This is a genomic window from Dysgonomonas mossii, assembly GCF_004569505.1.
In the GTDB taxonomy this organism is placed as follows: domain Bacteria; phylum Bacteroidota; class Bacteroidia; order Bacteroidales; family Dysgonomonadaceae; genus Dysgonomonas.
On the sequence record NZ_SPPK01000001.1, the window covers coordinates 838,028 to 852,752 of the forward strand.

Here is a 14,725-nt window from a genome sequence, read left to right on the forward strand (position 1 = left end):
AAACTATGTCAATTAAAAGTATAATTGCTTCGACCTTAAATATTAAGGAGTCTCAGGTATCGAAAACTGTAGATTTACTCGAATCGGGTGCTACAATTCCTTTCATCAGTCGTTATCGTAAGGAGGTAACCGGAGGTCTTGACGAAGTTCAGATAACTGCAATAAAAGAGCAGAATGATAAACTAAATGAGCTCGTAAAACGTAGGGAAACAATCCTAAAGTCGATAGAAGAGCAGGAAAAGTTAACACCTGAACTGAAAAATCGCATAGAGAATTGTTGGAACTCATCGGAGCTTGAAGATATTTATTTGCCATATAAGCCAAAACGCCAAACACGAGCTGAAATAGCAAGGAAGAAGGGTTTGGAACCTTTAGCTAATATTATTATGCTTCAGCAAAGGATTGACGTGCAATCTAAGGCTCAGGCTTTTGTTAAAGGGGATGTCAAGGATGTAAAAGAAGCTATTGCTGGAGCATGTGATATAATTGCCGAACAGATAAATGAGGATGAATATGCCCGTAATTCTATTCGCAACCTTTTTCAGCGTGAGGCGGTTTTAACATCAAAAGTTGTAAAAGGAAAAGAAGAAGAAGGGGATAAATATCGAGATTATTTCGATTTTTCAGAAAAACTGAATAAAGTTCCTTCTCATAGAATATTGGCTATACGCAGAGGTGAATCGGAAGGTTTTCTCAGGGTAAATATTGCACCCGACGAGGATGCCGCCTTAGAAAGGTTAGACAAACGTTTTCTGAAAGGAGATAACGATAACGAAGCAACGAACTATGTTGCTGACGCAATCGAAGATGGTTATAAACGCCTCTTGAAGCCTTCCATCGAAACAGAATTTGGTGCCTTGTCGAAAGAGAAAGCAGATGAAGACTCGATACATGTATTTACCGAAAATCTGCGCCAATTACTGCTTGCTGCTCCACTAGGAGAAAAGAGAGTATTGGGTATCGATCCCGGGTATCGTACAGGCTGCAAACTAGTGTGTCTTGATGCCGAGGGAAATTTGCTTCACAATGAAACTATATATCCACATCCTCCTCAGAAAGAAATGTCTAAAGCAGGGAGTAAGGTGGTGAAATTAGTAACGACTTATAATATAGATGCTATTGCCATAGGAAACGGAACAGCAAGCCGTGAGACAGAGCACTTTATTACAAATCTTCGCTATGAGAAAGAAGTTCAGGTATTTGTAGTCAGTGAGAACGGAGCATCTATTTATTCTGCGTCAAAGGTTGCGAGAGAAGAATTTCCAGACTATGATGTTACGGTAAGAGGGGCAGTGTCGATTGGTCGCCGATTGATGGACCCATTGGCCGAACTTGTAAAAATAGACCCGAAGTCGATTGGAGTAGGTCAATATCAACATGATGTGGATCAAACTAAGTTGAAAAAATCATTGGATCTTACCGTAGAAAGTTGTGTAAACCTTGTTGGAGTAAACGTTAATACTGCTAGTAAGCATCTTTTGACTTATGTTTCCGGTTTGGGGCCTGCTTTGGCTCAAAATATTGTAGACTATCGTGCTTCTAATGGAGCGTTCCGCTCTCGTAAAGAACTGATGAAAGTGCCTCGTATGGGTGAAAAGGCTTTTGAGCAGTGTGCCGGATTTTTGAGAATAGCGGGAGCAGAAAACCCTTTAGATAATTCTGCCGTGCATCCTGAAAGCTACCATGTAGTAGAGAATATGGCTAAGGATCTTAAGTGTACGGTAAAAGATTTGATCGATAATAAGGACTTGAAAAAGTCTCTTAAGCTTGAAAAATATGTATCGGATAAAGTTGGTTTACCGACTTTAAATGATATAATAGACGAACTGGATAAGCCCGGACGTGATCCTCGTAAGGGTATTAAGGTTTTTGAGTTTGATCCGAATATAAAAACGATAGAGGATCTCAGAGAGGGGATGACATTACCGGGTATTGTGACTAATATTACAAACTTCGGGTGCTTTGTGGATGTGGGTATAAAAGAAAATGGTTTGGTTCATGTCTCAGAACTGGCTGACCGCTTTGTTTCCGATCCGACAGAGGTTGTTTCGTTACATCAACATGTGGAAGTCAGGGTATTGTCTGTTGACACATCTCGAAAAAGAGTGCAACTATCAATGAAAACGGCATAAAATAACAAGAAAATTATGTTTTTAAGCCTATTTTTAAACTCTGGTTCGTTATAATTGTTATTAAAATCAGATTATCTTTGTCTGAACTTTTTAAATAGAAAAACAAATGAAAAATTTAGTAGAAAAATTAAATCAAGATTTTGCCGCATTCTCTAAAGACGCAGCTTCACAAATCGAAAACGGTAATAAAGCAGCTGGCCAACGTGCTAGAAAAATTTCACTTGACATAGAAAAAGCTCTAAAAGAGTTTCGTAAACAGTCAATTGAAGCAGCTAAATAAAAGCATAATGCAATATTGCACGGAGGCTGTCTCATATTAGATTTGAGATGGCCTTTTTAATTTATTAGCTTTAGATGTTAATTATATTATTGCTCCTATAATTAAGGGTTAGATTATGAATTTAGAATTTCTTACATCAGAAGTCTGTAAAATAGCTAAAGGAGGAGGACACTTTTTAGCACAAGAAAGGAAAACCTTTCGTAAGGATAGGGTAGAGGAGAAGAATGCTCATGATTATGTTTCGTATGTTGACAAGGAAACAGAAAAGCTATTAGTTGCCAGATTGTCACAGCTTCTGCCTCAAGCGGGGTTTATTACGGAAGAAGATACTGTTGCGTTTGAGAAGAAAGATTATTATTGGGTTATCGATCCTTTGGACGGTACTACCAATTATATACAAGACAACGCCCCTTACTGCGTGAGCATAGCTCTGACTAGTGATACCGAAATATTGTTAGGTGTGGTTTACGAAGTCTGTAGAGATGAATGCTTCTATGCTTGGAAAGGTAGTAACTCTTTCCTTAATGAGACCCAAATACGCGTTTCTGATACGGACAATATGAGTCAAGCTTTTATCGGCTTAGACCTTCCTTATAATTCAAGGGATTACAAACCGGTAGTTAATCATTTGATGGATTCATTGTATGGGAAGGTTTCGAGTGTGCGGATAAATGGTTCAGCTGCTATGTCGATGTGTTACGTTGCCTCAGGAAGGTTCGATGCGTGGGCTGAAGCATATATTAAACCGTGGGATTTTATGGCAGGGGCATTAATTGTGCTTCAAGCAGGAGGGGCTGTTACTAATTTTACCGGTAGTTCTTTATTCAGGAAAGGACATGATGTATTGGCATCCAATCGATTGCTCCATAATGATATGTTGGAACTACTAGCTCCATTTAAGGATTCTTTGTGATTGTTTCATTTGTTTTAATGAAAACAGCTTGTTAAGAATATTATACTAAAATTGGGCTCGTTAGTAAGATAAGTTTTATAAATTTGAACTATCAATATACAGATACGCTATACCTCCAAAGCTAAATTAAAATATATGATAGAAAAGAGAGATTTAAACTTGGCTGTGCTTATCGATGCCGATAATGTGCCTTACTCGAATATAAAGGGCATGCTTGATGAAATTGCTAAAATAGGTGTGCCAACTATCAAAAGAATTTATGGGGACTGGACAAAGCCTAGCGTTTCGGGGTGGAAGCAACCTTTGTTGGAGCATGCAATAACTCCAATACAGCAATATAGTTATACAACAGGTAAGAATGCTACCGATTCGGCAATGATTATCGATGCTATGGATATTTTGCATGGCGGTCGGGTTGATGGTTTCTGTCTGGTATCCAGCGATAGTGATTTTACGCGTTTAGCCGTGAGGCTGAGAGAGTCCGGTATGCAAGTAATAGGTATTGGAGAAAAGAAAACGCCTAGTCCATTTATTGTAGCTTGTGATAAGTTTATTTATATAGAGATTATACGAGATTCAGATGATAATAACGAAACGGAGTCTCCTGCGTCTACAGTTAAGAAACAACAGGAAAAGACTGTTGAACCTGTAAATAAAAAGTTGATAAATCTATTAAAGAGTACCATTAGAGACCTTGCCGATGATGATGGGTGGGCTTATTTGGGTGATATGGGTAATCTCGTTATAAAGAAGCGTCCTGATTTTGATTCACGCAATTACGGCTTTTCAAAGCTTGCTGCCTTGGTTAAAGCTCAGAGTAAGCATTTTGAAATGGATGAGCGCAAGAGCGAAAAGGGACATTCGCGTTTGGTATTTGTTAAAATAAAGGAGTGATTTTATATTCTCGCTCTTTGTTTATTATTAATACTATTCGTCTCTATTAAGAATAATATTAATTTTTTATATGTTTATTGGGCTGTTGTTTAGTCTGAAGAATATATCTTCGCACCCTGAATATGAGAATATTTAAAAGCTGCACAATGAAGAGAATTTTTATTATATGTATGTCTTTGTATTGTTTTATCTCAATTAAGGGACAAGATCAAAGACTAAAGTATGAAGTAAACAATGTAGGAGAACTACAATACAATATAACAGATGCCCGCGAAAAAGATGTGAAGTATGTTAATTTATTGAGCATGGAGGCTTCCCTTAGAACAGATAAATGGTGGAAAAACGGATCATTTGATATTGCATTTTGGTCGGTAGGAAGAACATTCTCTCACAATATAGCAAATGATTTCTTGACATTTTCCAATATAGAAGAAGATAACTTTTGGCTTGTTTGCTCAAAATTTGGTTATCAGCAGACCTTCGGAGACTTTAGTTTGTTTGCAGGGATACGAAATATGAACTTAGATTATTTTAATAGCCCGTATTCTTCTTTCTTTACAAATAGTTCGGCAGGAATCTTTCCCACCATCTCTATCAACTATAGTGTACCAAACTATCCACTTGGAGCTATCGGATTGCATACAGAATATACGAAAGGAGTTATTAATGTCAAAAATTCATATTATAATAATTTAGATAATGTAAATAAAGCATTGATTTTTAACTTTAAATTTAATCCACAGAAATATGGGTTCGTCAATATCACTCAATTTGCATATATGCCTTTAGATGGGTTTTATGCAGCAGGGGTGGTTTTGGATAAACTCCCCGAAGAGTCTTTAAGATATTCATTGTATATGTTGGCCGAACAATCTATATTGCAAACAGATAAACAAGAACTAGGAATTGTTGCTCAGTTAGGATATGCCCCAAGGAAAAGCAATGAATGTTATTTATACTATGGGGTGGGAGTCGTTATGAATAATTTATTCGGAAGAAAAGGACGGGATACTGTAGGATTAAATGCTTTCAGAGCAAATACCTCACAGGGAGCAGAAACGGCTTTGGAAATGTCATATAAATATATAATCACTTCACATATTTCGATTCAACCCGCACTGCACTATATACATAGACAGGGTAAAGATGATTTGGTTGGACTTCTCCGTGGAAGCTTTACTTTTGGAAACTAAGGTTATTACTTTTTTTTGATACTGTCGAATATATCATCGGTCTTAGCTTGTGAAAAGTATAAATTTTATTATCTCTTATTTTCGAGATAATCAGAATAAAATATAGGTATAGATATTCTATTCCTATATTTTATTTTTCTCTATCTAATCTTTAAAGTATTTTAATCATCGAATTTACTATTCTACAATATATTCTACCTCATGAGCTTCTACCAATTGTGGAATTTCTAACTTTTGTAGCATTTTATCCAATACTTTTTCAGGTAAAACATCCTCTCTATTTAGATTTTGAGCACGCCATTGGGCGTAAGGCTTTTCTAAATATACTATTTTGACTTTTGCATCATATAAAGTAAAAAGATCTACTAATTGTTGACGCATTAGCCGTGTAATATTAGTTGCATTCCAGATGAAATTTTGTCCTTTTCGAAGATATACACGAGCTTGTTCTTTTGCTTCTTGAACTACTTTTCCGGTAGCAGATCTATCTGTTGGACTTAATTTATACTTTTTGCGAATAGCATCGAGGCTTATAACTGGAATATCTGTATTTAAAGATTGTATATAGTGATCTTTTCCCATCCCTGGTAGACCTGAAAGTATCGTAACTTCACTTTTGAAGTTATCAAACGGAATATAGCCGATATATCCGTCTATCGAGTCGAAATATTGAAATCGTGCATTCGGATTTTCAAACTCTAATGCTTTTCCCCAACATTCCTGCTCTTTACAAAACAGTTCAAAAAGCTCAAGAGATTCAAGTAATTGTGGTAAGTTATTACATATTCTACCTTTGGCATCAGCCTCGGCTAGTGTTTTTAATTGCGAAGTGCTTATCCTTAAAGACACTTCATGGATCTTTTTTGCAGGTTCTACCTTTTCTAATAGCCAAAGAGGCAGACCATGGTAACGCACAAAGGATGCAATTCTTTCACGGATATGAAACGGTGTGGGGACATCTCGAAATAAGACTGTACGTGCTGTATATTCTCCTCTCCGAGCATGTCCATTTGCTGATACCTTGCCGAAACCTTCGTCAAGAGATGTTGAACGTTTTTCTACATCATGTAATAGGGCACTTACCCAAAGTATTTCTTGATCTTGTTCCGATAGAGATTTGTATTCTTCCGATTTCGTCAATTCATCTAAGACCATCTGTGTATGAGTTGCTACGTTACCTTCTTTATGATGTATCTTATGTTGCGGAACTTCTTTCATATCCTCTACCCAATCAAATTTTTTTTCAAGGCTATTCCAACTTTTATTTTGTGTTAATTTCCAAATTTTTTCCATAATTTCTAGTTTTATTCAGCCGGAAGAGTCATTCCCCTATTAACGGGCTTCATCTCAAGCTGACATTCCTCATTTTTTATTGTGAGCCCAACGGGCATTTGTTTTTTAGATTTCTGTTCAATATATATATATATATGATTTAGGTTGCCATTACATATAGTTCTATAAAATGAAAAGATATACAGAATCATATCTTTGTGAAAATATAATGCAATTGCTTTAGTTAATAAAATGTATAATATATAGCCCGTGAGGTAAGACTCAAGAAGGGATAATAAAAGGAAAGAATTCCAGTATCTATTCTATACTGAACAATTACATGACTTTATTTTCTGAAAAATGAATAAATTGATTCTTACAAAGGTATAAAGATTTTTTAACTAAACAAAATTGAGCTAAAGTTATAATAATAGAACAGCATCTCGAATAAACTCTTTAAAATTTCCATTCAATAAATATTGATACAGAGCTTGTTGTGAAAAACGTGTATAAAAGTTGGTGGAATTGTTTGTGGAAACAAAAAAAAGACATACATTTGCATCGCTTTAGAGGAAATATCGATAAGCAAAAATATTGGAGAGATGGCAGAGTGGTCGATTGCGGCGGTCTTGAAAACCGTTGAACTGCGAGGTTCCGGGGGTTCGAATCCCTCTCTCTCCGCGGAAAGGCTAAGACAAAACAAGCCAAAAATAAGAAAAGTCCTACAAATCAGTGATTTGTGGGACTTTTTTATTTATTCCCATTTCATATAGAAGCCATAAAAAAGCCATTTTTTGACATAGCTGCGTAACCTATTCGTAACCTATTGTCAGAAAATCAAAATAGGTTACGATTTGTCTGATTTAGGCAGTTTATAGTCCATTTTTGGAAGTCTGTATTTATCTCATTATTTGATTGTTGAATGTATTTTTGAAGTTAAATTTTGAGTTATGAAAAAGACGACATTCAGTATCCTTTTTTATGGAAAAAAGAATGGATTAAAAGCAAACGGCAAGATGCCGGTTATGGGACGAATTACCATTAATGGAAAATCGATCCAGTTTGGAACAAAGGTTGATGTTGATCCTAAATTATGGAATGTAACGGCAGGTAAGCTTGTCGGAAAAACACAGGAAGTCATTAATAAAAACACAGTGCTTGATAGTATCAAAGCTACGATGACTAAGATTTACAGAGAACTACTCGAAAGAGAAGTTTCTGTCACCCCTGAACGTATTAAAAATATCTTTTTTGGTGTTGAAATTCAACAGCAGATGCTGCTTGATCTTTTTAGGAAGCATAATGAAGATGTTGAGAAACTGATCAGCATAAATAAAAGTAAGGCTACTTATCAAAAGTATGAAGTTACCAGAAAACATCTGACTTCTTTCATCAAAGAAAAATACAATCGTTCGGATGTTGCCTTAAAAGAAATCGACTTTATTTTTATAACTGATTTTGAGGTTTACCTCTTGACCAAAGCAGGTTGTAATCCGAATACAACAGCCAAATTTATGCAGTTTTTCAAACGGATTGTTATTATAGCCAGGAATAATGGCTGGTTAAAGAGTGACCCTTTTATAAATTATAAGATCAGGATTAAGAAAGTCGATCGAGGTTATTTAACACAGAACGAAATAGAATCTATCATTAACAAGAAGATAACGATAAAGCGCCTGGATCAGATTCGGGACATTTTTATTTTCTCCTGTTTTTGCGGATTGGCTTACATCGATGTGAAAAATCTGAGAAAAGAAAATATTCGTATATCATTCGATGACAAACTCTGGTTAATAGGTAAAAGAGAGAAAACAGGGGTGTCTTTTACCATTCCTTTGCTTGATATTCCTCAACAAATACTGGATAAATATGAAGGAGCATTATCAGATGATCGTGTACTTCCGGTTCCTAGCAATCAAAAGGTAAATGCGTATTTGAAAGAAATCGGTTCTTTATGTGGAATTGATAAGGAATTGAGCTTCCACCTAGCCCGGCACACATTTGCGACTCTGACTCTTTCTAAGGGAGTATCGATTGAGAGTGTAAGTAAGATGCTTGGGCATACTAATATTCGAACAACTCAAATATATGCCCGTATCACTGATTCTAAGATAAGTAACGACATGGATGATTTTGCTTCAAAAGTAAAAGGTCTGAGTGATAAATTTGCAGTAAATCAATAAAATCTAAATTATGGAAACAGGATATATAAAGTTTATAGATGTAGAGACTGATAGTCCCATTATTGAAGTAAAAATAGTAAATAGTACGATTTGGATGACAGTAAATGAAATTGCTGATTTGTTTGGTACATATACTCCCACAATCAATAAGCACCTCAAAGCTATGTTTAAAGAAAGGTTATTGAAAGAACAGGATGTGACAGTAGAATACAGATATACTCGGAATGAGACAGAAGAATATATTCGTACTTATTATAATTTAGAGGTTGTTATCTTCTTGAGTTTTCGTGTTCAATCCTTATATACCAAAGCTTTTCGGGAATGGGTATTGAATGCTTTCTGTGAATACGGAAAAGTAGAAGCTAAATCAGAAATGATTATACTATTTAATTCTAATATGAAAAAATATTCACTTAATACTTCGAATTAATATGGAATTACAGATAATACAAAATAAGATTTTTGAAGTTCGTGGATTACGGGTGATGATTGATTTTCATTTAGCAGAGTTGTATCAGGTAGAAACCAGAGCATTAAAACAAGCTGTAAGAAGAAATATCGAGCGTTTCCCAAACGACTTTATGTTTGAATTGACAAACGAAGAAGCTTTAGAATTGATAAATATAGGGGTATCACAATCTGTGATACCCTCAGGCTATAATGTGGGTATATCTAAAATATTTGCATTCACAGAACAGGGAGTGTCTATGCTTTCATCCGTTCTCCGAAGTAAGATAGCCATTGAAATCAATATCTCAATCATGAGAGCTTTTGTCGCTTTACGACAGTATACTTTAGACTATGCAGAACTAAATCAAAAGCTAGAAACATTTATGATCGAAACTAATATACAGTTTAATCAGATATATCAGGCTTTGACTGAATTAGCCAGTACAAGAGAGCAGAACAGTAAATCTCGAAAGCGTGTAGGATATATACAAAATGAAGAAGAGGGGTGATAGCTCCTCATCCTGCAGTCTTCCGCAGTAAATAACAATAATATGTAGGAAAGGTATCCCAATATTAATCAAAACATCTCTATCTATTGAAAATATTTACATGAAAATGTTAAAATAAAACTGATAAATGCTTTGTAGAATGATAGTTGTTTTATATTTTTAAGTGTGATTAACAACTAAAATATTAACTATTAAAAAGGAGGTAACTTATGACCTATACGAAACCTAAAGTATTGGCAAAAAGTACTAATCAGATGGCAGAATGCCGTCCTAATAGTAAGCCAAGTGGAAGGCCTTGTAATAAACCAGGACCTGGAGGACGTTAATGAACAAATTAATCAGGAGATGCTGTTTTATAATTAAATGCATTTCCTGATTTTACTAAAGAAGTATTCTTATGTTTTTCAAGCAAAAATCTAATATCATATTCAGAAGTTATGAGTCTTTTGGATATATTACCGATAATCGAAATTTTGGATATAAACTAATTAATAGTAATGAAAATTACATCGGCGACAAAATTCTATCAGAAAGTGGAAATGTATTTTTCTCGGTATTAGATAGAAAACCTCAAAACATTAATGAACTTTCAAATAAAATAAATAAGCAATTCCCTGATGTTGATATACAAACAATAAAAAGTGATGCTTCTGAATTTTATTGCATGCTTGAACAAGATGGATTTGTTGTGTCTGGCAAAACATTTGAGGAATGTGAAGAAAAAGATACACAATTTTCATACAAGATGTTAGATGATGAAACTATAAATGAGGATTCTCTTTCAATAAGTAAGTATTCAGAAAAAGATACACAAGATTTCTTTGAAGAATACTTTAATGGCAAGCCACAGCTTACAAATTTACACATAGAACTTACCAGTAAATGTAACGAAAGATGTCTACACTGCTATATACCTCACGAAAATAAAATAAGTAGTATTTCTCCAAACTTGTTCTATGCTATTTTAGAACAATGTAAAGATCTAAAATTACTGCATTTGACCTTAAGTGGTGGAGAACCAATGTTGCACAAGGAGTTCTGTGACTTTTTAAAAAAATGCAGAGAATATAATTTTTCTGTAAATGTACTTAGTAATTTAACATTACTAAATGATAGAATAATTGAAGAAATGAAGGCGAATCCTCTTTTAGGTGTTCAAGTCTCATTATACTCAATGACTCCAGCTATCCACGATGAGATAACTCAAATGAAAGGAAGTTTTGAGAAAACGAAAAATGCAATTTTAAAACTGATTGAGAACGATATCCCTTTGCAAATAAGCTGTCCAATAATGAAACAAAATAAGAGTACTTATAATGATGTTATAGAATGGGCTAATAAACAAAAAGTTCATGTCGGAACTGATTATAACCTTATTGCAGAATATGATCATACAACGCAAAATTTGAATTGTCGCTTACCGATTAATGAAATCAGAGGAATCATATACGATAAAGTCGCAACTGATACAAAATATTTAGAACAGATGCAAATGGCTGCCAAAGAGAAAAAAGATGCGACATCGAATGATTTTGTTTGTAGTGTTTGCCGTTTCTCTATATGTATAACAGAAAATGGAGATGTATACCCATGTGCAGGCTGGCAGGATTATATTGTTGGTAATGTAAAAAATACTCTCCTCAAAGATATTTGGGAGAATTCCGAAAAAGTACAATATTTAAGAGGTTTGCGGAACAAAGATTTCCCTAAATGTATTCAATGTATAGATAGGGAATATTGCACCATGTGTATGGTCAGGAATTCAAATGAAAACTCTTACGGAGATCCATTAATAGTCAGTCAGCATTTTTGTAATATTGCAAAACTCAATAAACAAATAGTACTTGATCTGGAAAAGTTAGAACGATCAAATTAATAAAATATATTTATCATGAGAGTATTCTGTTTGATTAAAATCAAACAGAATAGAATACTTGTTGCCCTAAGAAAGATATTTAATTATGAGTAATAGTTAAACCTTTTTCGTGGATTATAAATTACGTTTCAATTATAATAATACGATTAAATTCTAATCTCAATAATATCATTAAAATTGGTCGTATATCGTTTCGAGAGGTGTTCCTGACGAATATTCTTACTATAGCCGTTTCCTTCAATAGCAAGTTTTACGGTGTCACGTCCATTCTTTTTATTTATTTCATCCAATGTTTGATTTAATCGTTGTTGCTTATCGCGGTCTTTTTCATCAAAGAAATCCCGCAATGCATATTCTTCGGGAATAATATCAATCAATACGACTCCGGCTCTTTTATATTCTAAATTCGGCAGATAGATAGAATCCAAAACTTGACGGCAATATCCGATTATCTCAGCTGTATCCGATGTATAGAAAGACAAAGGAACAACCTTTGAAGGTTTGTATACATCCTCGTCAAATCGATCGGTTTGCACAAAAATATAAACGGCTTTGGTAACGGTTTTCTGTTTCCTCAATTTAGCGACACTCAATGAAGCTAAAGAAGCAATGGACTCCAATAAATTATTGTATTCCGTGATTGGCTGTCCAAAACTTCTGGATGTACATATCTGTTGTTTCTTAGCCGACAGTTCGTCTTTTTCAATACAGGGGATACCTTGTAATTCCAGCCAGGTACGCTCCCCGATTACAGTCATCTTACCTCTGACCCATGATCGAGTCTTTTGTGTTAGATCATATGCTGTTTTTACTCCGTGATATTCAAGCATCTTTGTATGCCGACGCCCGATTCCCCAAACATCACCGATAGGTGTCTTTTGTAATGCTTTAATCCGTTTTTCTTCACTGTCAATAATACAAACATTGTTATATGCCTTGTATTTCTTGGCAAAGTGATTAGCTATCTTTCCTAATGTCTTAGTCGGTGCTACGCCTATGGATACAGAAATTCCTGTATTTTTAGTTACTGTGCGGACGATATGTCTGCTATAGCTTGTAACATCCTCTATTCCGTGCAGATGAAGAAAAGCCTCATCCACAGAATATACTTCCATATCGGGAACTAGATTGGATAGTGTATTCATTACTCTATCCGACATATCTCCATAGAGTGTGAAATTGGTGGAATAAACCCCAACATTATACTGCTTAACAAGCTCTTTTATTTGAAAGAATGGTACTCCCATTTTTATACCTAACGCTTTGGCCTCATTGCTTCGGGATATAACACAACCGTCATTGTTGCTGAGTACAACAACAGGACGATTGTTTAATGCCGGATTAAAAACCCGTTCACACGAAACAAAGAAGTTATTACAATCGATTAGAGCGTACATTAATCAAAATACAATATTCCGTTATGTTGATATTTTACATTTTCACTTGAAAGGACCTCTCTTTTGAATTTTTCACCACAATGCCTACAGGCATGTTTTATATGATTCAATTCTCCCATTTGGCTTTTTCCACATAGTGGGCAAAGTATATATCCCCACTTATATCCAGTTAATCTACTTCTAAAGTCAGCTTTCGCATATGACCTCCATGTGATTATCTGCGAAGTTTCATTTATTACATTTTCTATATACTGTAAAAAATCTGATGTGTAATTTTCTTGATTTTCATGCTTAGCCAATTCTTCATGAATTTCATTTGAACCGAATCTAATAACAATCCAACCTGCCGCCTGAAAGTTTACGTCCTTTTTTCTGTCTTTATTACTATGTTTTTGTCTATGAGAACGAATTCCATCACATTCAATTGCTATTTTAACAGGATTATTCAATACCCCTCCATAAATAGCAAAATCTACTTCATATTCTATTCCAGGACTTCCCATATCATATACATCTGGTATAAGAACCATTTCATTAGGCTTTACAAAATAATTCTTCATATCACTAGGATATTGATTCAATATCAGATAAAATGCTTTTTCTAAATCAGAATATTTATCGTTATTTATATAGTTGTCAATTATCTCGAATATATTTTCTGAATATGTCTCACTATATTCAGAATAATCATCCTCTATCCTAACACGTAGACGATTTATTAAAGTTTTTATATCCATATTAAGCAAACTATCTCTGTTTTTTTATTGAATAAGTAACAATCCCCCAGATAAGAAAATCATTATCTTCTGTCACTTTAACGGGTTTATATTTATCATTGGCAGGTATAAGCCACACTATCTCTTTTTCTATTTTGATATACTTAATAGTGAATTCTCCATCGACAAAGCAGACCGCCATATCTCCGTTCCGCGGCTCTAAAGATTTATCAATAATCAATATATCTCCATCATAAACACCTGCATCTTGCATGCTGTCACCACGCACACGGCCATAGAATGTGCTGGACGGATGGCGAACCAACTCTTTATTCAAATCAATAGCCAGATCCATAAAATCCTGTGCCGGACTGGGGAATCCGGCTTTGATCCCTCCGTCAGCTATAGGAAGTGATAATTCAGTATCTACTTCAGCACGAAATATTTCAAGAGATTTCTTTTCCATCAAAACAAAAGTACATAAAGCAACAGAGATAACGTGAATTAAGAATCTTAATTAATACATCCATATTATAGAATTTTACTTTCTGTTTCTCTTTTTATAACCACTCCTCTTTTGGTAGAGTCATCTCTTGATCGGTCTTTCTGTTCATCGGGCAAAGGTATGAATGGCTTTTAGTCCTACATATTCATTGCCTGACGGTTTTCGCAGAAATCTTCCTCTTTCCTTTCAGGCGAGCGTATTTACTGACGAAAAAATATGCCTGTCTAAAAGCCTATACCCATTTGTTGCCCTTGAAACAAAAAACGACCGACACGGTGGATGACGCATGAAAAAAAAAGTCGCAGTTATGAGAAACGAAAGAAAAATAATGAAACAAAACTCCCTCTCCTCTGGAATCATCATAAAATTGGGTTTAGGGGTAGCAATAATGGCTTTATGTGCGTG

13 protein-coding genes and 1 tRNA gene are annotated in these 14,725 nt (G+C 34.8%); 10 read left to right on the top strand and 4 right to left on the bottom strand.

Annotated elements, in window-relative coordinates:
* The first annotated feature begins 5 nt into the window (after positions 1 to 5).
* The 5 genes from E4T88_RS03705 (at position 6) to E4T88_RS03725 (ending at position 5,412) form a co-directional block, all read left to right on the top strand.
* Complete coding sequence (locus tag E4T88_RS03705; RefSeq protein WP_135104116.1) at positions 6 to 2,132, top strand: Tex family protein; 2,127 nt, start codon at positions 6 to 8, stop codon at positions 2,130 to 2,132.
* Positions 2,133 to 2,238: 106 nt separating this feature from the next.
* Positions 2,239 to 2,412: a BF3379 family histone-like protein gene (locus E4T88_RS03710; protein WP_006842762.1), complete on the top strand. Its 174-nt coding sequence runs from the start codon at positions 2,239 to 2,241 to the stop codon at positions 2,410 to 2,412.
* A gap of 115 nt (positions 2,413 to 2,527) precedes the next feature.
* Positions 2,528 to 3,325: an inositol monophosphatase family protein gene (locus tag E4T88_RS03715; RefSeq protein ID WP_135104117.1), complete on the top strand. Its 798-nt coding sequence runs from the start codon at positions 2,528 to 2,530 to the stop codon at positions 3,323 to 3,325.
* A gap of 135 nt (positions 3,326 to 3,460) precedes the next feature.
* A complete protein-coding gene (locus E4T88_RS03720) occupies positions 3,461 to 4,219 on the top strand; it encodes an NYN domain-containing protein (protein WP_006842764.1) in 759 nt (252 codons plus the stop codon).
* Positions 4,220 to 4,365: 146 nt separating this feature from the next.
* Positions 4,366 to 5,412 carry a carbohydrate porin gene (locus E4T88_RS03725; protein ID WP_135104118.1) on the top strand — a complete coding sequence of 349 codons (1,047 nt, stop codon included), beginning with the start codon at positions 4,366 to 4,368 and terminating at the stop codon, positions 5,410 to 5,412.
* Positions 5,413 to 5,589: 177 nt separating this feature from the next.
* Here the strand turns inward: E4T88_RS03725 and E4T88_RS03730 are convergent, their stop codons facing one another.
* Entirely contained in the window at positions 5,590 to 6,705 is a 1,116-nt protein-coding gene (locus E4T88_RS03730) for an AAA family ATPase (RefSeq protein WP_135104119.1), read from the bottom strand.
* Between the two features lie 575 nt (positions 6,706 to 7,280).
* On the opposite strand from E4T88_RS03730, the gene E4T88_RS03735 reads away from it, so the two are divergent.
* From E4T88_RS03735 to E4T88_RS03755, 5 genes are all read left to right on the top strand, one after another.
* Positions 7,281 to 7,365: transfer RNA gene (locus tag E4T88_RS03735), tRNA-Ser, on the top strand.
* Between the two features lie 269 nt (positions 7,366 to 7,634).
* On the top strand, positions 7,635 to 8,867 hold the full coding sequence (locus tag E4T88_RS03740; protein WP_135104120.1) for a site-specific integrase: 1,233 nt from the start codon (positions 7,635 to 7,637) through the stop codon (positions 8,865 to 8,867).
* A gap of 10 nt (positions 8,868 to 8,877) precedes the next feature.
* Positions 8,878 to 9,297 carry a virulence RhuM family protein gene (locus E4T88_RS03745; protein WP_135104121.1) on the top strand — a complete coding sequence of 140 codons (420 nt, stop codon included), beginning with the start codon at positions 8,878 to 8,880 and terminating at the stop codon, positions 9,295 to 9,297.
* Position 9,298: 1 nt separating this feature from the next.
* Entirely contained in the window at positions 9,299 to 9,826 is a 528-nt protein-coding gene (locus E4T88_RS03750) for an ORF6N domain-containing protein (protein ID WP_167755420.1), read from the top strand.
* Between the two features lie 397 nt (positions 9,827 to 10,223).
* Positions 10,224 to 11,702 (top strand): radical SAM/SPASM domain-containing protein, encoded by a 1,479-nt coding sequence (locus E4T88_RS03755; RefSeq protein WP_135104123.1) that lies wholly within the window; start codon positions 10,224 to 10,226, stop codon positions 11,700 to 11,702.
* A 146-nt stretch (positions 11,703 to 11,848) separates the two neighbouring features.
* Here E4T88_RS03755 and E4T88_RS03760 read toward each other — a convergent pair whose 3' ends face one another.
* From E4T88_RS03760 to E4T88_RS03770, 3 genes are read right to left on the bottom strand one after another with little or no spacing between them, the layout of a single operon-like run.
* Positions 11,849 to 13,099: a Y-family DNA polymerase gene (locus E4T88_RS03760; RefSeq protein WP_135104124.1), complete on the bottom strand. Its 1,251-nt coding sequence runs from the start codon at positions 13,097 to 13,099 to the stop codon at positions 11,849 to 11,851.
* Positions 13,099 to 13,836, bottom strand: a complete 738-nt coding sequence (locus E4T88_RS03765) for a DUF559 domain-containing protein (protein ID WP_135104125.1) — start codon at positions 13,834 to 13,836, stop codon at positions 13,099 to 13,101. The genes E4T88_RS03760 and E4T88_RS03765 overlap by 1 nt, the downstream gene beginning before the upstream one ends.
* Positions 13,837 to 13,846: 10 nt before the next feature.
* Entirely contained in the window at positions 13,847 to 14,281 is a 435-nt protein-coding gene (locus E4T88_RS03770) for a LexA family protein (RefSeq protein ID WP_135104126.1), read from the bottom strand.
* Positions 14,282 to 14,725 lie beyond the last annotated feature (444 nt).

Coding starts and splice junctions, on each gene's coding strand:
- E4T88_RS03755 (WP_135104123.1), top strand. CDS start 10,224: ATGTTTTTCAAGCAAAAATCTAATATCATATTCAGAAGTTATGAGTCT.
- E4T88_RS03770 (WP_135104126.1), bottom strand. CDS start 14,281: ATGGAAAAGAAATCTCTTGAAATATTTCGTGCTGAAGTAGATACTGAA.
- E4T88_RS03765 (WP_135104125.1), bottom strand. CDS start 13,836: ATGGATATAAAAACTTTAATAAATCGTCTACGTGTTAGGATAGAGGAT.
- E4T88_RS03705 (WP_135104116.1), top strand. CDS start 6: ATGTCAATTAAAAGTATAATTGCTTCGACCTTAAATATTAAGGAGTCT.
- E4T88_RS03710 (WP_006842762.1), top strand. CDS start 2,239: ATGAAAAATTTAGTAGAAAAATTAAATCAAGATTTTGCCGCATTCTCT.
- E4T88_RS03730 (WP_135104119.1), bottom strand. CDS start 6,705: ATGGAAAAAATTTGGAAATTAACACAAAATAAAAGTTGGAATAGCCTT.
- E4T88_RS03740 (WP_135104120.1), top strand. CDS start 7,635: ATGAAAAAGACGACATTCAGTATCCTTTTTTATGGAAAAAAGAATGGA.
- E4T88_RS03750 (WP_167755420.1), top strand. CDS start 9,299: ATGGAATTACAGATAATACAAAATAAGATTTTTGAAGTTCGTGGATTA.
- E4T88_RS03715 (WP_135104117.1), top strand. CDS start 2,528: ATGAATTTAGAATTTCTTACATCAGAAGTCTGTAAAATAGCTAAAGGA.
- E4T88_RS03760 (WP_135104124.1), bottom strand. CDS start 13,099: ATGTACGCTCTAATCGATTGTAATAACTTCTTTGTTTCGTGTGAACGG.
- E4T88_RS03745 (WP_135104121.1), top strand. CDS start 8,878: ATGGAAACAGGATATATAAAGTTTATAGATGTAGAGACTGATAGTCCC.
- E4T88_RS03720 (WP_006842764.1), top strand. CDS start 3,461: ATGATAGAAAAGAGAGATTTAAACTTGGCTGTGCTTATCGATGCCGAT.
- E4T88_RS03725 (WP_135104118.1), top strand. CDS start 4,366: ATGAAGAGAATTTTTATTATATGTATGTCTTTGTATTGTTTTATCTCA.